Here is a 22248-nt window from a genome sequence, read left to right as displayed (position 1 = left end):
ACGGGCCATAAAAATGCGATGTGAAGTCGTTAAATTCGCTGACAATAAGATACCCGATGAAAATAATTGCTGATGAAAATATGCCTTATGTCGATGCCTTGTTTGGTGACCTGGGTGAGATTGAATATGTGAATGGCCGCACATTAACGCCTGAGCAAGTGCGTGATGCTGATGTGTTGTTAGTGCGCTCTGTGACTAAAGTGAATGCGGCATTACTCACAAATGCTCACAAGCTTAAGTTTGTCGGTAGTGCGACGATTGGTACCGATCATGTGGCGGTAGATTATCTTGCTCAGCGCGGTATTCCATTTACCAACGCACCGGGCTGTAATGCCACTGCTGTGGGTGAATATGCGTTCATTGCCATGCTAGAGCTGGCACAACGCTTTGGTGAATCTTTACAAGGTAAAGTTGTGGGGATTGTTGGTGCGGGCAATACCGGTACTGCGGCGGCTAAGTGTTTGCAAGCGTATGGTTTGCAAGTGTTGCTTTGCGATCCTGTAAAAGCTGAGCAAGGCGATAGCCGTGAATTTGTCTCGCTTGATACGCTAATTGCTCAGGCTGACATTATTAGCCTTCATGTACCTATCACTAAAGACGGCGAGCATAAAACCTGGTACTTATTTGATGAAGCACGCTTAAACCAATTAAAACCCAATACCTGGTTACTTAACTGTTGCCGCGGTGAAGTCATTGATAATCGAGCATTGATTAAGTTTAAGCAGCAACGCGACGATGTAAAACTGGTATTAGATGTGTGGGAAGGTGAGCCACATCCGATGCCTGAGTTAGTTGCGTTAGCGGAATTTGCGACTCCGCACATTGCTGGCTACAGTTTAGAAGGAAAGGCGCGCGGCACCTTTATGTTGTATCAAAAGTTATGCGCCGTGCTGGGCATTGAAGCGACTAAGTCGTTAACCAGTTTGTTGCCGACTTTTCAGTTTAACCAAATAGTCATTCAAACAGCGTTGAGCGAAGCGCAGTTATTGTCTTTGTCGCGTTTGGTGTATGACTTACGTGACGATGATCGAAAATTCCGTGGTTGTTTTAACACCCCATCTGGCTTTGATTTAATGCGTAAACAACATACTTATCGTCGTGAATACAGTGCGATTTCATTAACTCAAATGCAATTAGCTGAGCAACGTGGCGCTATTAATCAAACTATGCTGACTGCGTTAGGCTTTAATTGATTTAGCCAAGACTAATTTTATGAGTGAATAAGCCTGTAAATAGCCATTTAAGGCTTAAAAGTAACGATATTTACCCAGTTGAGAAAAAATCACTACAAAGCAGGTCTTTTTAATACATTAACCCTAGCAAAGCATCACTAAACTAGGGTAGATTGATTGTTCAAACTGGATAATAGGAGTCGAGCGTTAATTATGTCTCAGGAATTTAATGTAGTCGTTTTAGGTGCATCGGGCGCAGTGGGTCAAACTATGATTGAGATCCTCGAGCAGCGTAATTTTCCGGTTGCTAAGTTGTTTCCATTAGCGAGCAGTCGCAGTGCTGGCGAAACGGTCAGTTTTCACGGTAAACAAGTTGAAATTCTTGACGTAGAAACGTTTGATTGGAGCCAGGCTCAAATTGGTTTCTTTTCAGCTGGTGGCGATGTGTCTGCTAAATGGGCGCCAATTGCGGGTGAAGCGGGCTGTGTTGTTATCGATAACACTTCACATTTTCGTTACGACATCGATGTGCCTTTAGTGATCCCAGAAGTGAATCCAGAAGCCATTGCTGATTTCCGTAATCGCAATATTATAGCTAACCCAAATTGTTCAACTATTCAGATGTTGGTTGCACTAAAACCCATTTATGATGCGTTTGGCATTTCACGTATTAACGTGGCTACATATCAGTCTGTGTCTGGTACGGGCAAAAAAGCCATTGAAGAATTAGCGGGTCAATGCGCTAAGCTGCTTCAAGGTTTGCCTATTGAACCGACTGTTTATCCAAAACAAATTGCGTTTAACGTATTACCGCAAATCGACATGTTTATGGAAAATGGCTACACCAAAGAAGAAATGAAAATGGTGTGGGAAACGCAGAAGATTTTTGGTGACGACGAAATCGTGGTTAATCCAACAGCCGTTCGCGTACCTGTTTTTTATGGTCACTCTGAAGCGATCCATATTGAAACTCGCCAACCTGTTGATGCAGAAGATGTTAAAGCGGTTTTACGTGATGCTCCAGGTGTTGAATTATTTGAAAGCGACGACGAGTACCCAACTGCGGTTACTGAAGCTGCCGGCAATGATCCTGTGTATGTAGGGCGTATCCGTAAAGATATTTCTCATTCTCATGGTATAAATTTATGGGTTACTGCCGATAACATTCGTAAGGGTGCGGCATTAAACAGTGTTCAAATCGCTGAAATTTTGATTAGAGATTACTATTAATTGAGCGTTGCTCAATGCTAATCTATTAATCATTAAGTGATTTAGTTTAAAAAGCCTGCAGCTAGCAGGCTTTTTTTGTTTTACTTGCGCCAGTAGTAGCAGGGGTGGCGGATCTAGTTTATAGTCGTAAACGTATCATTTTTAACATCTATACTGCTTTTTTAAGTGCAAAAGTTAGCGCCAAACCGATGTGATTTGATATAGTGATGACATATACCCAATCTACTTGATGATGCATGTTTCAGAGCTTCACCGTGTTTTCAATACTAGGCGCGTTAATGCAGTAATGTAGGTACCTTATAATTTAGCGCAACAACGTAGTGGGAACACGGTGAAACTCCCAAAGGGCAAGTTTTACACGCGTTTATGCTGTGTTATTGATTTTAGAAAGGGAATAACCATTACCCGCAATCGTTTTTTGCCAAAACGCGTGTAAATTCTTGCTGAAATCGAGCTGCTTCAGGTTGATTGGGTATAAATACTAACGATAAAAATTGCCTACAGCCTGTTGCCATGATGGTAACTCAATAGCGCTTAAAGGGAAGGATTGGATGACTTTGCGTACTTCTTATATTTTGGGTTTAATTGCCTGTACGACCGTTGGCTTAACCAGTTTACAGCTTATTGATTCTGCTCAGGCAGAAACACTAAAAATAACCGGCCCTAATGGCGAGGTTAAACAGCAAGCTAAACGTCAATACGGTCCTACTACCTCTAGAGACACTTTCTGGAGTATTGCCCAAAAAGTTCGTCCTAATGACCGTGTGAGTGTTTATCAGGTCATGGCAGCATTGTTTGACGCCAACCCACATGCCTTTAGTGGTAATAATTACAATACCTTAGAACGTGGGATGATTTTATTAATCCCGTCTGCCGATGTTATGGCTGCCATTCCTGATAATGTCGCTCGCCGCCGTGCAGAGCAAGATGATCGCCGCGTGACTCGCCAAACCCCACCGCCTAGAGTTGTGACACCTAAACCCGTAGTGACCAAGCCGCCAGCAATTATTGAAGTGGTTAAAAAGCCTAATGCTGATAAACCGCTGCAAATAGTACAACAAACACCTACCGTTGAAGCACCAACCCAAGCAATAAAGCCAGCCAATGCCACAGAAGTAAACGATCTAAATTCGGTACTCGATAAAGCCAATGCCAAAGCGCTAATGCTGACCGATGAGCTTGCACGCGCTCAAGACGATTTGATGATCAGTAACAATGACAATCAAGTGCTGAAGAATAAAATCGGCCAGATGTCGTTAAATATTTCATCGCTTGAAGAAGATTTACAACTGTTAAACGAAAAACACGACAAACTCACCATAGAATACGAAAAGCTATTGCAGCAAGTGGGTAACGTTGAACCTGTAGTTGAAGAGCCAGCAGACTTTTGGCGCAGCTTAATGGACAACACATTAATGCTGATAGTGGCTGCATCTGTGCCTTTGTTATTGTTATTTGGCTTATTATTTTGGTTATTGACTCGCCGTAAAAATAATAAACAAGCTACTGCAGAAGACACGCCACAAACCGAAACCGTTGCTAAGCAATCTACTGCTCCTGTGGTCGATGAAGATGATAATGCTGACGAGATGGTTATTCACCTCGACTCAGATGACGATGAATCAATTGATGATTTATTAGATTTAGACAGCGTTGATTTACAACCTGAAGTGTCACTGGCCAATGATGGCGAAATGGACATGGAATCAGACATGTTTATTGGTGAAGATGATGAAGCAGAAGATGACGAAGGCTCATCTCTTGATGATCTTTGGGCAGAGGCGATGGAAGATCAAGACTCTGAGCTTGAACCTCTTGAAGATGATGACGATCTCGACAGTTTATTAGCGGGTTTAGATGCAGCACCTGCTGCAACGATTACCGCTCCTGCACCTGAAGATGATTTAGACAGCTTACTCGCCGACTTTGATAGCGACAGCACAGATAATGACCTACTTGATGCCTCAGCAGAAAATGACATTGATTCGTTATTAGCTGAATTTGATATGCCAGCAGAGCCTAAGTCAGAAATCGCTGAGCCTGAAGCCGTCGAATCTGAAGAAAGTGTATCAAACGACGATGATATCGATTCGTTATTAGCTGAATTTGATATGCCAGCAGAGCCTAAGCCTGAAGTCACTGAGCCTGAAATCGTCGAACCTGAAGCAAAAGCTCAAGAAAGTGTATCAAATGACGATGACATTGATTCGCTACTCGCTGAATTTGATATGCCAGCAGAGCCTAAGTCAGAAATCGCTGAGCCTGAAACAGCTGAACCTGAAGCTCAAGAGTCGGTATCAAACGACGATGACATCGATTCGCTATTAGCTGAATTTGATATGCCAGCAGAGCCAAAGTCAGAAATCGCTGAGCCTGAAACCGTCGAACCTGAAGCTCAAGAGTCGGTATCAAACGATGATGACATCGATTCGCTATTGGCTGAATTTGATATGCCAGCAGAAACAGAATCTGACAGCACTGAGTCAGAAGCGTTAGATGCGGTAGCGTCAGTTGATGATATTACTGAAAACGATGAAACTTTAACATCGGATGCCGATGAATTATTAGCTGAGCTTGAGCTAGAAAATCGCGATGATCAGCCGTCAAGCGATGAAGACATTGATGCGTTATTAGCCGGTTTAGCCGTTACGCCAACTAATGATAGCGATGAAGATGCCCCTATATCGCCGCTAAATAGCGAAACTGTTAATGCTGACGATGATTTGGCTGCATTAATCGCCGCAGAGCTTCAAGATGAACAGGGTGATGAAGACACGCAACAAGCGGAGTCTGACGAGGATATAGATGCATTATTGGCGAGTTTAAATGAGCCTGTTATTGAATCCACTGTTGCGGATATTAACCCTGAAGCGGATGATTCTGCTTTGTCTGAAGAGCAAGATTTAGCCGCGCAAATAGCAGCAGAGCTTGAAGATGATTCAGATGACGGGATAAATAACCACAGTAATGACATTGAGACTGATGACGACATTGATGCGCTTTTGGCCAGCTTAAATGAGCCGGTTGTTGAACATACCGATAAGTTAACGAGCCTCGATTCTGAGACCGATTCTGATTCTGACAATGATACAGACAGCGACGAAGATGACATTGCTGCGCAATTAGCCGCAGAACTAGAAGATGATGAAAGTAACACCGCCGCAAACCTGATGAACAGCAGCGACGATGATATTGATGCTTTGTTAGCGAGCTTTAATGAGCCAGAAATGGCATCACCGCTCGAGCCGCTTAGTGAAGAAGAGTCCGATTTTGATACCAACAGCCTTGAGAATGCTCAAGGTGTTGCACCTGAACCAGAGCTTGAAGAACCTGATCTAGAACTAGAAGAGGCTGAACTAGAGTTAGAAGGGCCAGAACGAGAAGAAACTGATGAAGCGTTAGACCGTTCATCAGAGAGCACGCCGCTTGACGATGATACTGATGCGTTACTCGCCAGTTTTGAACAAGACATTGAAGATGAATATGCCACGCAAGTATATGACCCTGATGTGCAACTTGATGCCGAAGACTCTGCCGATATTGACGACGAAGATTTGTTTAATGAGCTTGATGAATACTTAAATGATCTCGATTTAAACAGAGCAGAAAACACAATCGATGACAGCACTGAAAACGGCACTGACAACAGTAAGCCTGCCGCGTTAGTTGACGATAGCGACAAGGCATTTTTTGATGCTGAGCTTGATGCGTTATTGGCGCAGAGTGACGACGATGACAGTCGTGAAGAGACCATCGATGCAATTGAAAGTAATGTTGAAGCTGAGCTAGGGTCTGACCTTGAAAGCAACAATGACGATGACGGATTAACGTTTACTCTCGATGACGATTCAGACAACTCTGATGATGAAAACGATGACACATCAGAAGATGAACTGAATGCGCTTCTCGCAACAATGGGCGATGATGATGTATCTATCGATGCACTCAGCACAAACGATGATGTAAAAAATGCCAGTGACCAGCTTAAAGAAGAACACACTCAAGGTGCAGCAAAAGCAAACAAAGACTCTGGCTTTTTTAATGATTTAAAAGCCAATAAGCCAAAGCCTGCCATGCTCGATTGGGAAAGCGACTTGCTTAAAGCGGCAGAAACCGCAGTGGATGAGCAAGAAGCTGAACCGAATGTGAGTGATGATGACTTACTGGCTGCATTTTCACAGTCATTAAACGATGATGACGGTGACGATTACACCTCAGAAGATGAATATATTCTGAGCGACGATAATTTAACGGTTGATGAGGCATTGGCTGCACTTGATGAAAAAGAGCGCAGTAGAACACCTCAGTTTAGTGTCAGTGATGACGACCTAATGAGTTTTGAGCGCGAGAATGGTTATATCGATATCGATAAACTATTAAACGATGCCGACGAAGACGACGATAAAACCGATCAATACAAAGACGTTGATGTTGATATGGGTGAAGTGAACTCGTTAATTGGCAATGCCGATATGATTGATGTTGATGATGAAGAAAACTCGGTTAATGCAAAATTAGACCTAGCCCGGGCTTATATCGAAATTGAAGATCAAGATAGTGCCAAAGCATTGTTGAAAGAAGTCCAAATAGACGGCAACGATCGCCAACAAGCAGAAGCGGCAAACTTACTTAAAGGTTTTCGTTAGCCACTAATGTGTTGAGCTTCAATTGATTAAACGGCGCAGACATCTGCGCCGTTTTTTATTAAAAATAAGTGCTTATGTCATCCCCGAGTGCTTGTATCGTGGATTCGGGCCCGTCATCCCAGAGTGCTTGTATCAGGGATCCAGATGTTTCTTAGGTTTAAGGTTCTAGGAGCTCGCAAGCTCGCCAAGCGCGGACTTCGTCCTTCTAGGTTCTAGGTAAAGCTTGGCCCCACTCTCACGTCATCCCTGAGTGCTCGTATCAGGGATCCAGGTGTTTCTTTTGACTTTACTGCTTGTGTAAGTGCGTAAAAGCCTACACCTGGATTCCGGCTTAACAGCATTGCCGGAACGACGGAGTAGGTGGTGTTACTTTTGGCCATTAGCCGTCATCTTTTATTCGTCATCCTCGAGTGCTTTAATCGGGGATCCAGGTGTTTCTTTTGACTTTTTCTTAGATATTTAAAGCTAACACCTGGATTCCGGCTCAACAGCATTGCCGGAAAGACGAAGAGGGTGGTGTTACTTTTGGCCTTTAGCCGTCATCTTTTTATTCGTCATCCCTGAGATATGTTATCAGGGATCCAGGTGTTTCTTAGATTTAAGGTTCTAGGAGCTCGCAAGCTCGCCAAGCGCGGACTTCGTCCTTCTAGGTTCTAGGTAAAGCTTGGCGCCACTCTCACGTCATCCCTGAGTGCTCGTATCAGGGATCCAGGTTTTTCTTTTATCTTGGATATTTAAAGCCAACACCTGGATTCCGGCTCAACAGCGTTGCCGGAACGACGGAGTAGGTGGTGTTTCTTTTGACTTTATCTTGGATATTTAAAGCTAACACCTGGATTCCGGCTCAACAGCATTGCCGGAAAGACGTAGTAGTGGGCGTCATTTCGTATTCAAATGAGCAAATGGCGGAGTAGTGGGCGTCAACTGAATAAGAATGAGCAAACGATATAGTAGTGGCTGTTCTGGCTGCTCCACCCGCACGTCATCTCTTGCGTAAATGCGTATCAATTTTTGTTGAAATCGAGAATATTCAGGTTGATTGGGGATAAGTTTGAAAGTAGGGCGCTATCATGCCATTTACTTATCTATTCATTAGAGTCGGCAAGAGTGCCTATATCCAATTTCATAATGGTGCAAATTGGTATAAACTTCGCGCCATTAATGAGTAGAGGAAATTGTTATGCGGGTTGCGTTAGGTATTGAATATGATGGAAGTGGTTTTTTCGGTTGGCAACGCCAGGCGGATGTCGATTCAGTGCAAGCTCAGCTTGAAAAAGCGTTAACTTATGTGGCAAATGAACCCATAGAGGTTTTTTGTGCAGGCCGAACCGACTCGGGTGTGCATGGTACAGGCCAGGTAGTGCATTTTGACACTACAGCAGACCGGCCATTAACGGCCTGGACTTTGGGTATTAACGCCAATTTACCCGACAGCATTGCCGTGCGCTGGGCAAAAGAAGTCGACGACAGTTTTCATGCACGTTTTAGTGCAACCGCTCGCCGTTATCGTTATGTGATTTACAATCACCAACTGCGCCCGGGCATTTTACGCTCAGGTGTGAGCCATTATCACGGCGATATTGATGAAACATTAATGCATCAAGCAGCACAATTACTCTTGGGTGAGCACGACTTTACCAGTTTTCGTGCGGTGCAATGCCAGTCAAACACTCCGTTTCGTAACGTTCACAAAGTCAATGTCACGCGCCAAGGCATGTATGTGATGGTTGATATTCAAGCCAATGCATTTTTACATCATATGGTACGCAATATTGTTGGGTCGTTACTCGAGATTGGTTTAGGTAATCAACCTATCAACTGGATAAGTGAATTACTGGCATTAAAAGATCGCAATCAAGCAGCGGCAACTGCAAAGCCCAATGGTTTGTATTTAGTAGATGTGACGTATCCAAAGCAATATCAAATCCCTAAATTGGCTCTTGGGCCATTGTTTATGTTGGATTAAGTTAAGCGTCAGTCAAACAAAGTGAGATATTATATGTCGGCTATTAATGAAATGCATATTCCTAACCTGCAATCGAGTTTAGACCAATGGCTAGACTATTTATTGGCTATCCACCCAAGTGAAATTGACATGGGGCTGACTCGTGTTGAACAAGTGGCTAAGCGTTTAGCATTATTAGCATTAGCGCCAACAAAAGTTATTACTGTGGCGGGCACAAACGGCAAGGGCACCAGTTGCGCTATGCTTGAGTCTATTTTGCGCCAATCGGGCTTAACTGTGGGCGTGTATAGCTCGCCACATTTATTGCGTTACAACGAGCGAGTGCGGATTAATCAGCAAGATGCCAGTGATGCATCTCTTATTGAGGCATTTTGTGCCATTGAAGCTGCTAGAACAGATATTTCACTGACTTTTTTTGAATACGCGACCTTAGCGGGCTTATATTTATTTAAGGCTGCCAACGTGGATGTGGCCATTCTTGAAGTTGGATTAGGTGGTCGTTTAGACGCAACCAATATTATTGATTCAAATGCTGTAATACTGACCTCAATTGACCTTGATCATCAAGAGTATCTTGGCGATACCCGTGAATTAGTCGGCCGTGAAAAAGCCGGGGTTTTTAGGCCGCATTGCATTGCGGTAGTGGGTGAGCCTGAGTTACCTCAATCAGTTAAAGATTACGCTGAATACATGCAAACGGAACTGTATCGGGTGGGTTTTGAATTTGATTATCAAGTTTCTCCAACGGATGCGGCAATATGGCATTTTAAATCGAAACAACATCATTATGACAACTTACCGGTACCGCGTTTACCGTTACCGAATGCTGCTAGTGTTGTCGCTTTAGTGAGCCAGGTTTGGCCCACAATTACTCAGCAACAAATTAGTGATGGTTTGGTCAATGCGCAACTTGCTGGGCGCTTAGAGCAAGTGAGTCAGCAACCTTTTGTGTTACTTGACGTTGCCCATAATCCTCACGCCGCTCGGTATTTAGCAAAGCAATTACAGGCTTATCAAGGCCGACGTATTGTGGCATTGTGTGGCATGTTAAAAGACAAAGACATCAAGGCTGTACTGGCACAATTAGCACCACAGATTAACCAGTGGCACTTAGTTGGATTAGACAACCCTCGTGGAGCGTCAGCTGAGCAGCTATATCAAGCATTACCAGATGATAATAGCCGTACAACTGCCGTACAATATAACGATATCGCTAGCGCTTGGCAGGGAATACAACAGTCAATATCCAAAGACGATGTGGTTATTGTGTTTGGTTCTTTTTATACTGTTGCAGGTTTTAAGGCTGTGTAAGTCTTTTTAGCTCATTATTGGTCAGTTACTGATTAGTGACTACTGACTACTGACTACTGACTAGTGAGTTTAAGTTCGATAGAGCATTATTTTAAAAGGGAATTCGCTTTGAATCGTCAATTTCAAAATCGTTTGGTGGGCACCATTGTGCTTGTCGCGTTAGGGGTGATTTTTTTACCCGACTTATTGGATGGTAAAAAAACTCAAGTTGTAGAGGAATTTACTGAAATTCCATTACGGCCATTAGCCAACAGTCACAATAATTCAAATAACACTCAAGCAACTAAACCGGCCGAAGACACGGTTGAAGAGTTTCAGGTGCTAACCATAGCTGAGCCGCAAGACTTGGGCAGTGATGTGGTTGAACTTGGTACTGAAGAGCCTGTAGTGGTCGCTAAAAAGGTTGAAAGTAAACCTGTTCAAGCGGCGCCGGCTAAAACTCAACCTAAAACTGAGCCCGTTAAAGTGGTAGCTCAAGCTAAAGCGCCGGTAAAAACTGCCATTACAGCCGGGTTTACTCTACAGCTCGGTGGATTTAACAACGCTGCCAATGTCAGTGCATTGATTGCTCAGTTGCGTAAAGCGGGGTTCACGGCCTATACATTGCCAGCCAAACCTGTCGATGGCAGGTTAACCCGAGTGTTTGTTGGCCCTGAAGTTTCTGAGTCGAAGCTTAAAGCACGCCAAGACCCCATTTTCAAATTAACTGGGTTAAAGGGCAAGATCATTGCCTACAATCCTCAAGAACAATAACTCGTTCAGACGGCAGTACAGTTGCGTGGTTGAAATTAGCAAATTGATTGTTCGCAATCACGCATGAATAATTTGAACAATCAGGGGTGAGAAACATCTCAGTCTCTGTTAGAATCGCGCCGTCTTGAACCCTATACCGGATCCCCATTTTCATGGTTTGGATTGATTACGCAATTATTATCATTATCGGGTTATCAACTATTATTAGTTTGATCCGCGGATTCGCAAAAGAAGCCATGTCACTTGTGGTTTGGTTTGCCGCTTTCTTTATCGCTAGCCAGTTTTATCTCGATCTTGCCGCGCATTTAACTCAAATGCAGGACGAGTTAGTTAGAAACGGTGTCGCGATTGCCATTCTGTTTGTCGTTACCCTGATCCTAGGGGCATTAGTCAATTATTTATTAGGTCAGTTGGTGTCTAAAACTGGCTTGTCAGGCACAGACCGAATATTAGGTTTGTGCTTTGGTGCCATCCGTGGCGCCTTGATAGTTAGTGCATTACTGTTCTTTATGGATGCATTTACTGCATTTCCAGACACCGCTTGGTGGAAAGACTCAGTACTTGTACCCGAATTTGGCGTGGTTATTCAGTGGTTTTTTGACTATCTCGAAAACACCTCAAGCTTTGTACCCAAAATATAATTATAAACATAGAACACCTTACAGTGAGGAACCTTACCCATGTGTGGTATCGTCGGAATAGTAGGAAAATCAACAGTTAACCAAACCATTTATGATGCGCTGACTGTGCTTCAACATCGTGGACAAGATGCTGCAGGTATTGTGACTGTAGACATCAATGCGTTTCGTTTACGTAAAGCGAATGGCTTGGTTAAAGATGTGTTTGAACCTAAACACATGCAACGTTTACAAGGCAATGCTGGCATTGGTCATGTGCGTTATCCTACCGCGGGTAGCTCTAGTGCTTCTGAAGCTCAGCCATTTTATGTTAACTCGCCGTTTGGTATCTCGTTAGCGCATAACGGTAACTTAACCAACACGATTGAGTTAGCTGAAAGCCTAGTTACAAAACGCCGTCATGTGAACACCACATCTGACTCAGAAATCTTACTCAACTTATTAGCAGACGAACTACAAGAAACGCGTAGCTTGTCATTAAGTGCTGACGAAGTGTTTGATGCCGTAGCCAAAGTCCACGCCCAAACCCGTGGTGCTTATGCGGTAGTCGCAATGATTATTGGCCAGGGCCTAGTTGCGTTTCGTGACCCATTTGGTATTCGTCCTTTAGTGTTGGGTAAACACGAAACGGCGACGGGTACTGAGTACATGGTCGCGTCAGAAAGTGTTGCTTTAGACGCCGTTGGCTTTGAAGTGATGCGCGATGTTGCACCAGGTGAAGCTATTTACATTTCACTTGATGGTCAGTTATTTACTCGCCAATGTGCTGTCGACCCAAGCTATGCACCGTGTATTTTTGAATTTGTGTACTTTGCCCGTCCAGATTCAAGCATCGACAAAGTATCGGTTTATGCAAGCCGCGTAAACATGGGTGCTAAGTTAGGTGAAAAGATTAAGAAAGAATGGGAAGATCATGACATTGATGTGGTTATTCCTATTCCAGAAACCTCGTGCGACATCGCATTAGAAATCGCACGTTGTATGGACTTGCCGTACCGTCAAGGTTTTGTTAAAAACCGCTATATTGGCCGTACCTTTATTATGCCTGGTCAGCAAGAGCGTAAAAAGTCTGTACGTCGTAAGCTCAACGCGATTAACACCGAATTTAAAGGTAAAAACGTGTTATTAGTCGATGATTCTATTGTGCGTGGTACCACGTCAGAACAGATTATCGAAATGGCACGTGAAGCAGGCGCGAAGAAAGTGTACTTTGCATCAGCGGCACCTGAAATTCGTTTCCCGAACGTGTACGGTATCGACATGCCGACTTCTAATGAGCTTATTGCTCATGGTCGTGATGCAGATGAAATTGCTAAAATCATTGGTGCCGATGGCATTATTTTCCAAGACTTAAGCGACTTAATTGAAGCGGTAAGAATGGAAAATCCTGAAATTAAGCGTTTCGAAACGTCAGTATTTGACGGTCACTATATTACCAACGACGTGAATCAAGAATATTTAGACCACTTGACTCAGTTACGTAATGACGATGCCAAAGCCAACCGCAGCAAAGATATCGGCACTAACTTAGAAATGCACAACGAGTGTCATCCATAAGTTAACCCAGATTTTGTGAGCGAACAAACCAGCATGAAAATGCTGGTTTTTTTATGGGTGTTAAAAATTTTAAGTGCTAGAAAGCTAGAAAGCTAGAAAGCTAGAAACCTAAAATGCTAAAACCAAAACCAAAACCAAAACCAAAACCAAAACCAAAACCAAAACCAAAATCAAAATCAAAACCAAAATCAATAGCAACACCTGGATCCCTGTTAAAAAATCTCAGGGATGACGGCATAAAAATACGTCATTCCTGCAATGATGTTGAGTCGCGACCAAGATGCTAGTTTCTTTACGTCGTCCCGGCAATGCTGTTGAGCCGGGATCCAGGTGTTGTTTTTTGGCTGTTAAGTGAAATCAACAGCAACACCTGGATTCCTGATAAAAGATCTCAGGGATGACGGCATAAAAATACGTCGTTCCTGCAATGATGTTGAGCCGCGGCCAGGATGTTAGTTTCTTTACGTCGTCCCGGCAATGCTGTTGAGTCGCGACCAAGATGCTAGTTTCTCTACGTCGTCCCGGCAGTGCTGTTGAGCCGGGATCCAGGTGTTGTTTTTCTTTACGTCGTCCAGTAACAAAGTTGATCAGGACACTTGTGTTAGCTTTAGGCTTTTAAGCTACATCAACTCGAATATTTACAAAAAAATCGTTTGATAGTCTTGTAGCGCTTGTGCTGCTTTTTGGGGATTAGACAGACTTATCTTTTGATAATGTGTCAGCACTTTATTTAAATAACGCTGAGCAATATCGCGTTGCGCTTCGGAGCTGCATTGCCACATTTTCCCGCCCACCGGGCTTATTGGCGAGGTTGCTAGGGGCGTTGCTATTGCCGAGTCTACTTTGTTGCGAGATACATACAAAATCTCATAAAAGCGGCGATTTTCTTCAAGCAATTTCTCATCAATTAAACGACATTCAAGCTTGATAAGCTGCTGGCGTAATTCGTACTGGTGGTGCACTGGGCAGAGCATAAAATCAATTTGCAGTTCAGGGTTATTGCGGCAAATTGAATTAACAAGCTCGATCATCAAATCTCCACCCACGCCTGCGATAACAACCAGTGGCGTTTCTGGCAGTGGCGTTTCTGGATAATCTGATAAGGGGATCTGTGCGACATCGATACAATGTACATGCCATTGAGGAATGAATTGGCGCGGATAAAAGCGTTGCAACTTGTCTTCTAATTGTTGCATTAAGCTGGGCACAATATCGACAAAATGAATCGTCGGTGCCGCCTGTCTTGATAATAACGCCGCACCCAATAAACCATGATCGCAGCAACAATCCCAAATGTGCGTATAGCCTGTTGGGATCATGTCATTGAGCTGAGTTAAGCGCTGGCCAAGTTTCATTATATTATACCAATTCCATTAATTATGTGACCAATCAGAGTCACTCAGATTGTTCAGTTTGAGGCGCATTGTTGAAATAATGGTTATTCCCTTCTAAGACAATGCAACAAAGAAATGAACGGTCTGAGTGTCTCCTGCAAGGCGGGTTTCTGTGCCTTCTATGCTGCTTAATAGCATTTTGTCGTACGACTGCATGGATGCAGAAGGTAGAGCAACGCAGGAGCAGTTGCCGAGAGCAACTATGTCTTCAATCCTATTACTTGCCTAGAAGGCACAGAATTCCCGCTGAATGACCAGATAATTAGTGGAATTGGTATTATTCGTTTAGACAAATAAAACCCGCATTGTAATGATTTTTACGCTCAATACTATGCAATTTGCAGCACGTTAAATTTACAGGTAATCTATACTGTAATTTTATACAGTTAACTGGCGCGATTTATGGTTGTGCTTACTGAATCTTTGCGACCTGATAATGGATTATGATTTTATATATTGCTGAAAAACCCAGTCTGGGCCGAGCTATTGCCGATGTATTGCCAAAGCCTCATAAAAAAGGTGATGGTTTTATTACTACTGCCAACGGGGATTGTGTGTCCTGGTGTATTGGCCATTTGCTCGAACAAGCTGAGCCAGATGCCTATGATGATGCGTTTAAGTCATGGAAACTTGAACATTTACCCATAGTGCCACAAACCTGGAAGCTACAGCCAAAACCTAAAACCCGCAGCCAACTGACCGTGTTGCGTAAACTGGTTAAGCAAGCATCATCAATTATCAACGCGGGCGATCCCGACAGAGAAGGACAACTTTTAGTCGATGAAGTGATTTCATATCTCGGCGTAAAAGGCGACAAACTCAATCAAGTTCAGCGATTATTGATTAGCGATTTAAACCCGCAAGCCGTAAAACGCGCGCTAGGGCAGTTACGAAGTAACCGTGAGTTTGTGCCGTTATCAACCTCGGCATTAGCACGCAGCCGCGCAGATTGGTTATACGGCATGAACATGACGCGCGCGTATACTATTCAAGGGCGCAAAGTCGGCTATCAAGGTGTGTTGTCGGTTGGCCGAGTTCAAACGCCTTTACTCGGTTTAGTGGTGCGCCGTGATGATGAAATTGCTGATTTTATTCCTAAAGCATTTTATGAGGTGTTAGCCCACTTATTGACCGACCAACAACACGCTTTTACGGCCAAATGGAAACCGAGCGATGCATGCCAACCTTATATGGACGAAGATGGCAGAGTATTAGCCAAAGGGTTAGCCGAGAATGTGGTTGCTCGTATTAATGGCAAACCGGCTGAAGTGACTAAATTAGAAGCCAAAGACAAGCGTCAAAATCCGCCATTGCCTTACAGTTTATCTGCACTGCAAATCGATGCTGCTAAACGTTTTGGCTTGTCAGCTAAAGAAGTGCTAGACACTTGTCAGAGTTTGTATGAGCGCCATAAGCTCATTACTTACCCACGTTCAGACAGCCGTTATTTGCCCAAAGATCAACTTGCATTAGCCCCCAAAGTATTAGATGCCGTGCTTAAAGGCGCTTCTGGGTTAGTTGAAGGCTGCGATGCGCCAAATGCTAAGCTTAAATCGAAAGCCTGGGATGACTCTAAAGTCGATGCTCACCATGCAATCGTGCCCACCGAAAAAGTGGCTAATTTATCAGCATTATCAAGTAACGAAGCTAAGTTGTATCAGCATGTGGCTCGCCAATATCTCGCACAATTTTATCCCGCTTATGTGTATGCAGAAACCGCCGTTGAAGTGACCATTGCTGGCGGCTTATTTACCACCAAAGCGCGCCAAGATAAAACGTTAGGTTGGAAGCAATTGTTCAAGCGAACAACTGCAAACCAAAGCAGTAATCATTCAAACAACAATGACGATGACGACGATAATGTACAGTCGCTACCGCCGCTGGTAAAAGGCCAAATACTCCAATGTGAGCGTGGTGAATTATTAGAAAAAATGACTCAAGCGCCAAAGCATTTTACCGATGCCACCTTATTAGGCGCCATGACGGGCATTAGCCGTTATGTCACAGATAGCAACATTAAAAAAATCCTTAAAGAAACCGATGGTTTAGGCACAGAGGCCACCCGTGCAGGCATAATTGAATTACTGTTTAAGCGCGGGTATTTAGTTCGTCAGGGCAAAGCCATTAAAGCGACGCCAGTGGGCGTTGGCTTAATACGTAGTTTGCCAGACTCGGCCACCACACCCGACATGACTGCATTATGGGAAAACAGCCTCGATGCCATCAGCCAAAAACGCTTAAAGTACGATGCCTTTATGCAACCATTACTCAGTCAGTTAGATGGTTTAATCACCCAGGCATCGAGCCAGTTACCTTCGGCATTACAAGGTGTCGCGAGTGCGGCACCAAAACGGAGTTTTAAAAAGCCGTATAAAAAGAAGCTCAAAGCAAAAGTGAAATAATTTAGGGTGTTAATTGGTATGATAAAAGAATTGCACAGTGTCAATGTCAGAGTGAACTTTTATGTCATTAATTACATACTGTAAGTATACAAATATAGATATAGATACAAATTAAAGGAGGGTGTATGAAAAGCACATTATTGTTAACCATCTTGGCCGCAAGTTTATTGTCTTATGCGTCTAATGCCACTGCAGATAAAACCATTTTGGCTGGTGGATGTTTCTGGTGTATGGAGTCTGATTTTGAAAAGCTTGATGGTGTTACTGATGTGATTTCAGGATTTACCGGCGGAAACATTAAAGACCCTATCTATAACGGTAACCACCGAGGTCATTATGAAGCGGTTGAAATCACTTATGACCCTAACAAAGTGAGCTACGAACAATTGTTAGCACATTACTGGGTTAACATTGACCCTTTTGATGCACAAGGGCAATTTTGCGATAAAGGCTCGAGCTATTTAAGTGCCATTTTTGTGGCAAACGACACTGAAAGAGCGATTGCACAACAGTCTAAAAGCAAAGTCGAAAAGCAGTTTCCTAATAATAAAGTGGTTACGCCTATTTTAAATACGTCGATATTTTATCCGATAAAAGGCGATGAGAGTTACCATCAGGATTACTATAAAAACAACCCTATTAGATATAATGCTTATCGCTGGAACTGCGGCAGAGACAAAAGGTTAGCAGAGATTTGGGGTGATAAAGCGACACATTAGGTTTTTTGATGGCCTGTGACTGTTGACCTTTATAGCCACAGACCATGCTGATTGGGTATAAAGATTAATCCAACACGCTTTTATCTAAAATGCCTTTAGCGATTAATTTTTGTAACAACGCGCGGGTCTGCTGCTTGAGCATGTCGCGTAATAATCGAGTGGCAGGGGTGATGGACTGTCTGCTTGGAAATATTAACCACAATTCAGTGGATTTGACCTGGTAGTCTGACATGATGCTAACAAGGTTATTGGCCAGTAAATCATGTGCTAAATCTAAGCATGATTTTGCGGCGATGCCTTTGCCGCTGACACACCAACGCCTGACTAAGTCAGCATCATTGGCGACTCGATTGCCCGATACTTTCACTTTAATACTGTCTTCGCCCTGGTTAAATTCCCATATGTCGTGGGTTAAGTTTTGTAGTTGATACAGTAGCGCATTATGTTCGGCTAAATCTTGCGGGTGTTTAGGTGTGCCATATTGGTCTAAATACGTTTGTGAAGCGCAGATTAACCTTGGCACATTGCAAATTTTAAACCCATATAAATTTGCATCATTAGGTGAACCGTAACGTAGTGCTAAGTCGACTGAATCTCGATAAAAATCAACGTTAGTATCACTAATGCTGACACGTAAGCTCACTTTTGAGTGAGTGTCCATAAAGTCGTCAATCCAAGGGGTAACCACATTACGGCCCAAATCGGATGACACCGATAACCGTAAGTCGCCGTCAACAATGTCTAGCTCACCTTTCATATTCTGTTTGGCTTGCTCAAGCATCAACATGGCTTGTTCGCATTGCGGAATGTACTTTTCACCTGCACTCGATAAGCGTAATTGACGCGTGGTGCGAATAAACAACTCCGCACCTAAATGGGCTTCAACTCGCTTTAAAGCCGCACTGGCTGTGGCTGTTCGCATGTCTAAATTGGTTGCAGCAGCGGTAATACTGCGAAACTCAGCCACTTTTATCACCACTTGTAAGTCTTCTAAAAGCATGATTGCCCATTTTTAATTGATAATGTTTCAATTATTATGCTGTTTATGTGAGATAAAACAAGCGCTAATATAGTTCCATTCAGTTTGAACATCATTTGCCGATTTGCACAACAGGAACCACATTATGAAAGCCATTGGATATAAGCAGTCTTTACCTATCACAAACCCTGAATCATTAATCGATGTCACGTTAGCGCAACCTATTGCTACAGGTTATGACTTATTGGTTAAAGTGAGCGCCATAGCAGTCAATCCTGCCGATTATAAAGTGCGCTTAAACATGCCTCCTGCTGATGGGGAAGTTAAAGTGATTGGTTGGGACGCGGTTGGCGAAGTGATTGCTTCAGGTGACAAGGCAAGTCAATTTAAACCCGGTGATGTGGTGTATTATGCGGGCGACATTACCCGACCTGGTAGCAATGCTGAATATCAGTTAGTTGATGAACGCTTAGTGGGTATGAAGCCTAAGAGCTTATCAAATGCAGAAGCCGCAGCGTTACCTTTAACAGCTATCACTGCATGGGAGTTATTGTTTGAGCACTTAACCATTAAACAGCAAAGCCCTGGCTTAACTGATAAATCTAACGAAGTGATTTTAGTGGTTGGCGCCGCGGGTGGTGTGGGTTCTATTTTTGTCCAAATTGCGAAAGCCATTACCGGAGCCACTGTTATTGCAACCGCATCACGCCAAAGCTCAAGCGATTGGGTTAAAAAGTTAGGTGCAGATTATGTTGTTGACCACACCAAGCCACTGACGGCGCAAATTGAGGCGTTAAATATTGGGCCTGTAACGCACGTAGCAAGCTTAAACAGCACAGACACTTATTTTGAAAGTTACACTGAAGTGCTTGCACCCTTTGGTAAAATCGCCATGATTGATGATCCTCAAGCGCTGGATGTCACTAAACTTAAGCTTAAGAGTTTGTCATTACACTGGGAGTTTATGTTTGCTCGTTCAATGTTTAAGGCGGCAGACATGCAAGAGCAAAGTCGCTTACTCAATCGCGTCGCAGATCTTGTTGATCAGGGTTATATTCAAACCACATTAGGCCAACACATGGGCGAAATTAACGCCGCTAACTTACGCGCAGCGCACCAAGCGTTAGAAACAGGCAAATCAATCGGTAAGATTGTACTTGAAGGGTTTTAATTGTTTGCGTTAGATTTGATTGTTTATTTTATATTATTTATTTGAAACAGGATTCAACATGTCTCAGTTAACTATCGTTGCCAATATTACCGCCAGAGCAGATAAAATCGAGTTAGTGAAAGCCGAATTATTGAAATTGGTTGATGTGACTCGTGCTGAAGAAGGCTGTATTAACTACGATTTACATCAAGATAATGCAAATCCAGCGCATTTTATGTTTTATGAAAACTGGCAAAGCCGTGAATTATGGCAAGTTCACATGGGCAATCAGCATATCGCTAATTTTGTGGCAGCCACTAAAGATTGTATTGTTGAGTCGATGCTTAACGAAATGAGTGTTATCAGTTAGTTTTTTATGTTTGTCCTTTAGCCTCTCTTAGCAGAACGTAAAATGTTCTGCTTTTTTTGTCGATTTTTTTCAGCAACTTGTGAGACACTCAAGTGATGTAAACTACAGGTAGCTAGTTATACCATTCCACATTAATAAGTGACCAATCAGAATGCGTCCAGCGGTTTTTGATTAAGGCGTCGCTATGTAGTAATGGTAGTTCCCTTTCAAATAGCGAGAACGCAGAGCAAAAGCCGCTGGGGCATTCCTTTGTGGCGAGTTTTAAAAGGGCTTACACTGCGTTGCATGACTTCGAAAGAGAATAACTATTCATTCAGTCATTCGCCTTGTTTAAGCCCTTTTAAATTCTCGCTGAGAGATCACTTACTAACGCGGAATGGTATTAAGATGGACATTAGATTTACACAACTGCAATGCCGTTCATCGAGTGTTACTCTGGCGATTGATGAATGGCTAATCGCATCGCAACAATCGTGGGGTGTATTTAGCACCGAAGGCGATGTTGGGGCAATATTAGGCCAACTATTAACCCACACGCCTCACCATCAACCACTCGATTACTCAGGCAATATTATCGGTGCAGATCCGTCTCAGGTCGCCGTGGTGTCTTTGCTGGCACAACAAGCGCTGCTTGAAGATATTCTTGAGCAAGATGACAGTGAGTCACTCGGTTACACAGACCCTAAAACCACGGTGTTTGGAGTGATTTATGGGCAGTGCCATGATAACGCCATGACGCACAAGTTGTTGCAAGAGCTTGATTTAACCCATTTAAGCCAAAGCAGTTTTACTCAATTATCGACAGGCGAAGGGCGCAGAGTCATGCTGGCTCGCGCCGTTGCCACCCAAGTGCCTTTTTTAGTGCTAGACGAACCTTATGCTGGGCTCGATGTTAATCATCGACACACCTTAACTGAATATTTACAACAGTTATCGCATAGCATGCAAATCTTAGTTGTTGTGTCTCGGGAAGAAGATTTACCTCAGTGGATTGAGCATGTTGCCTTGTTTAGTCACGGTAAGTTAGACAGTGTGATGAGCAAGCCTGAGTGGGATAACCACCCCGTTATTAACCAGTTAACCGCACAGTCTGGGCAGCAAAGTGAAGAATTATTAGCACTTATTCGACGTCATCGTCACAGTGCCAAGTTTGCCGACCCGGTATTTGAACTACACAATGGCCGAGTGGCATACAGCGATAAAGTGATTTTCTCTGGGGTGAATTGGCGTATCGATAATGGCGTACACTGGCAAGTGAAAGGCCCAAATGGCTGTGGTAAAAGTACCTTGTTAGGGCTTATTTTTGGTGATCATCCTCAGTGTTACAGCAACGATATCGATATTTTTGGTAAAAAGAGAGGCTCGGGCGAGAGCATTTGGGAAATCAAACAACATATTGGCATGGTGTCGTCAGCATTGCATATGCAATATCGGGTTAATTGCAGTGCGCTAGATGTGATTGTGTCAGGCTTTTATGACTCAATCGGTTTGTACCAAAAGCCTACGCAACAGCAAGTGGCTATCGCAACCGAATGGTTAGCTATGTTACATATGGGACATTTAGCTAAAACCGCATTTAAACAATTAGAGTATGGCCAGCAACGTTTATTGTTAATTGCCAGGGCTATTGTTAAGCAGCCAACCTTGTTGATCCTCGATGAGCCCTACCAGGGTTTAGATTATTTAGGCCGTAGGCTGATTAGAAACTCTCTTGAATTGATAGCCAAAGAACAGTTAAGCCAATTACTTTATGTGTCACATTATCAACAAGATAGCCTTGATAGTATTGAGCACTACATTGAGTTTGTGCTAGATGATGCCCAGCAAGGCTATCGGGCAGTGGTCAGCGGACCGACGTTAAAATAACCTGATGTGATGGTCACTTAAAAAACAGTCAACTGAGGTTGGCTGTTTTGTTTTGAGCTGTTAATCGGTATGTCTCATTATTAATAAAAAATTGA

16 protein-coding genes are annotated in these 22248 nt (G+C 43.3%); 13 read left to right on the top strand and 3 right to left on the bottom strand.

What is annotated here, in order from left to right; all coding sequences use genetic code 11:
• Positions 1–56: 56 nt before the first annotated feature.
• From pdxB to purF, 8 genes are all read left to right on the top strand, one after another.
• The gene (pdxB, locus tag AC19MX_RS00770; RefSeq protein WP_432401261.1) at positions 57–1193 is read left to right on the top strand and encodes a 4-phosphoerythronate dehydrogenase PdxB; all 1137 of its coding nucleotides are present in this window, start codon (positions 57–59) and stop codon (positions 1191–1193) included.
• A 192-nt stretch (positions 1194–1385) separates the two neighbouring features.
• Entirely contained in the window at positions 1386–2402 is a 1017-nt protein-coding gene (locus AC19MX_RS00765) for an aspartate-semialdehyde dehydrogenase (protein ID WP_432401259.1), read from the top strand.
• Between the two features lie 551 nt (positions 2403–2953).
• Entirely contained in the window at positions 2954–7048 is a 4095-nt protein-coding gene (locus AC19MX_RS00760; RefSeq protein WP_498296220.1) for a FimV/HubP family polar landmark protein, read from the top strand.
• A 1180-nt stretch (positions 7049–8228) separates the two neighbouring features.
• Positions 8229–9014 (top strand): tRNA pseudouridine(38-40) synthase TruA, encoded by a 786-nt coding sequence (truA, locus tag AC19MX_RS00755; RefSeq protein ID WP_498296219.1) that lies wholly within the window; start codon positions 8229–8231, stop codon positions 9012–9014.
• Between the two features lie 33 nt (positions 9015–9047).
• On the top strand, positions 9048–10325 hold the full coding sequence (gene folC / locus AC19MX_RS00750; RefSeq protein WP_498296218.1) for a bifunctional tetrahydrofolate synthase/dihydrofolate synthase: 1278 nt from the start codon (positions 9048–9050) through the stop codon (positions 10323–10325).
• Positions 10326–10433: 108 nt separating this feature from the next.
• Positions 10434–11078 carry a cell division protein DedD gene (dedD, locus tag AC19MX_RS00745; protein WP_498296216.1) on the top strand — a complete coding sequence of 215 codons (645 nt, stop codon included), beginning with the start codon at positions 10434–10436 and terminating at the stop codon, positions 11076–11078.
• A 152-nt stretch (positions 11079–11230) separates the two neighbouring features.
• On the top strand, positions 11231–11719 hold the full coding sequence (locus tag AC19MX_RS00740) for a CvpA family protein (RefSeq protein ID WP_432401249.1): 489 nt from the start codon (positions 11231–11233) through the stop codon (positions 11717–11719).
• 39 nt (positions 11720–11758) lie between these two features.
• Positions 11759–13273, top strand: coding sequence for an amidophosphoribosyltransferase (gene purF, locus AC19MX_RS00735; protein ID WP_498296215.1), 1515 nt, complete (start codon positions 11759–11761; stop codon positions 13271–13273).
• 100 nt (positions 13274–13373) lie between these two features.
• On the opposite strand, the gene AC19MX_RS00730 is transcribed toward purF, so the two are convergent.
• Positions 13374–13511, bottom strand: coding sequence for a hypothetical protein (locus tag AC19MX_RS00730; protein WP_498296214.1), 138 nt, complete (start codon positions 13509–13511; stop codon positions 13374–13376).
• A 400-nt stretch (positions 13512–13911) separates the two neighbouring features.
• Positions 13912–14628: a tRNA (adenine(22)-N(1))-methyltransferase gene (locus AC19MX_RS00725; protein WP_432401245.1), complete on the bottom strand. Its 717-nt coding sequence runs from the start codon at positions 14626–14628 to the stop codon at positions 13912–13914.
• Positions 14629–15110: 482 nt separating this feature from the next.
• Between AC19MX_RS00725 and AC19MX_RS00720 the strand changes: the two genes are divergently transcribed.
• Together AC19MX_RS00720 and msrA are read left to right on the top strand one after the other, a co-directional pair.
• Positions 15111–17069 (top strand): DNA topoisomerase III, encoded by a 1959-nt coding sequence (locus AC19MX_RS00720; protein ID WP_432401243.1) that lies wholly within the window; start codon positions 15111–15113, stop codon positions 17067–17069.
• A gap of 125 nt (positions 17070–17194) precedes the next feature.
• On the top strand, positions 17195–17788 hold the full coding sequence (gene msrA, locus AC19MX_RS00715) for a peptide-methionine (S)-S-oxide reductase MsrA (protein ID WP_432401241.1): 594 nt from the start codon (positions 17195–17197) through the stop codon (positions 17786–17788).
• A gap of 64 nt (positions 17789–17852) precedes the next feature.
• Here msrA and AC19MX_RS00710 read toward each other — a convergent pair whose 3' ends face one another.
• A complete protein-coding gene (locus tag AC19MX_RS00710; protein WP_432401239.1) occupies positions 17853–18788 on the bottom strand; it encodes a LysR family transcriptional regulator in 936 nt (311 codons plus the stop codon).
• A 124-nt stretch (positions 18789–18912) separates the two neighbouring features.
• Here AC19MX_RS00710 and AC19MX_RS00705 point away from each other — a divergent pair, with 124 nt between their 5' ends.
• The 3 genes from AC19MX_RS00705 to AC19MX_RS00695 all read left to right on the top strand — a co-directional run bounded on the left by AC19MX_RS00705 (position 18913) and on the right by AC19MX_RS00695 (position 22153).
• Positions 18913–19938, top strand: coding sequence for a zinc-binding alcohol dehydrogenase family protein (locus tag AC19MX_RS00705; protein WP_432401237.1), 1026 nt, complete (start codon positions 18913–18915; stop codon positions 19936–19938).
• Positions 19939–19996: 58 nt separating this feature from the next.
• A complete protein-coding gene (locus AC19MX_RS00700; RefSeq protein WP_432401235.1) occupies positions 19997–20287 on the top strand; it encodes a putative quinol monooxygenase in 291 nt (96 codons plus the stop codon).
• Between the two features lie 387 nt (positions 20288–20674).
• Positions 20675–22153: an ATP-binding cassette domain-containing protein gene (locus AC19MX_RS00695; protein WP_498296213.1), complete on the top strand. Its 1479-nt coding sequence runs from the start codon at positions 20675–20677 to the stop codon at positions 22151–22153.
• The last annotated feature ends 95 nt before the right edge of the window (positions 22154–22248 follow it).

Source organism: Shewanella sp. MF05956 (genome assembly GCF_059758055.1).
This window is presented reverse-complemented; position numbering and strand designations above follow the sequence as displayed.

What these genes read in the sequence shown, in the direction of transcription:
- AC19MX_RS00730 (WP_498296214.1), bottom strand. Translation starts at nt 13,511, where the DNA reads ATGCCGTCATCCCTGAGATTTTTTAACAGGGATCCAGGTGTTGCTATT.
- pdxB (WP_432401261.1), top strand. Translation starts at nt 57, where the DNA reads ATGAAAATAATTGCTGATGAAAATATGCCTTATGTCGATGCCTTGTTT.
- AC19MX_RS00700 (WP_432401235.1), top strand. Translation starts at nt 19,997, where the DNA reads ATGTCTCAGTTAACTATCGTTGCCAATATTACCGCCAGAGCAGATAAA.
- folC (WP_498296218.1), top strand. Translation starts at nt 9,048, where the DNA reads ATGTCGGCTATTAATGAAATGCATATTCCTAACCTGCAATCGAGTTTA.
- AC19MX_RS00695 (WP_498296213.1), top strand. Translation starts at nt 20,675, where the DNA reads ATGGACATTAGATTTACACAACTGCAATGCCGTTCATCGAGTGTTACT.
- AC19MX_RS00720 (WP_432401243.1), top strand. Translation starts at nt 15,111, where the DNA reads ATGATTTTATATATTGCTGAAAAACCCAGTCTGGGCCGAGCTATTGCC.
- AC19MX_RS00710 (WP_432401239.1), bottom strand. Translation starts at nt 18,788, where the DNA reads ATGCTTTTAGAAGACTTACAAGTGGTGATAAAAGTGGCTGAGTTTCGC.
- truA (WP_498296219.1), top strand. Translation starts at nt 8,229, where the DNA reads ATGCGGGTTGCGTTAGGTATTGAATATGATGGAAGTGGTTTTTTCGGT.
- AC19MX_RS00740 (WP_432401249.1), top strand. Translation starts at nt 11,231, where the DNA reads ATGGTTTGGATTGATTACGCAATTATTATCATTATCGGGTTATCAACT.
- AC19MX_RS00725 (WP_432401245.1), bottom strand. Translation starts at nt 14,628, where the DNA reads ATGAAACTTGGCCAGCGCTTAACTCAGCTCAATGACATGATCCCAACA.
- AC19MX_RS00760 (WP_498296220.1), top strand. Translation starts at nt 2,954, where the DNA reads ATGACTTTGCGTACTTCTTATATTTTGGGTTTAATTGCCTGTACGACC.
- AC19MX_RS00765 (WP_432401259.1), top strand. Translation starts at nt 1,386, where the DNA reads ATGTCTCAGGAATTTAATGTAGTCGTTTTAGGTGCATCGGGCGCAGTG.
- AC19MX_RS00705 (WP_432401237.1), top strand. Translation starts at nt 18,913, where the DNA reads ATGAAAGCCATTGGATATAAGCAGTCTTTACCTATCACAAACCCTGAA.
- msrA (WP_432401241.1), top strand. Translation starts at nt 17,195, where the DNA reads ATGAAAAGCACATTATTGTTAACCATCTTGGCCGCAAGTTTATTGTCT.
- purF (WP_498296215.1), top strand. Translation starts at nt 11,759, where the DNA reads ATGTGTGGTATCGTCGGAATAGTAGGAAAATCAACAGTTAACCAAACC.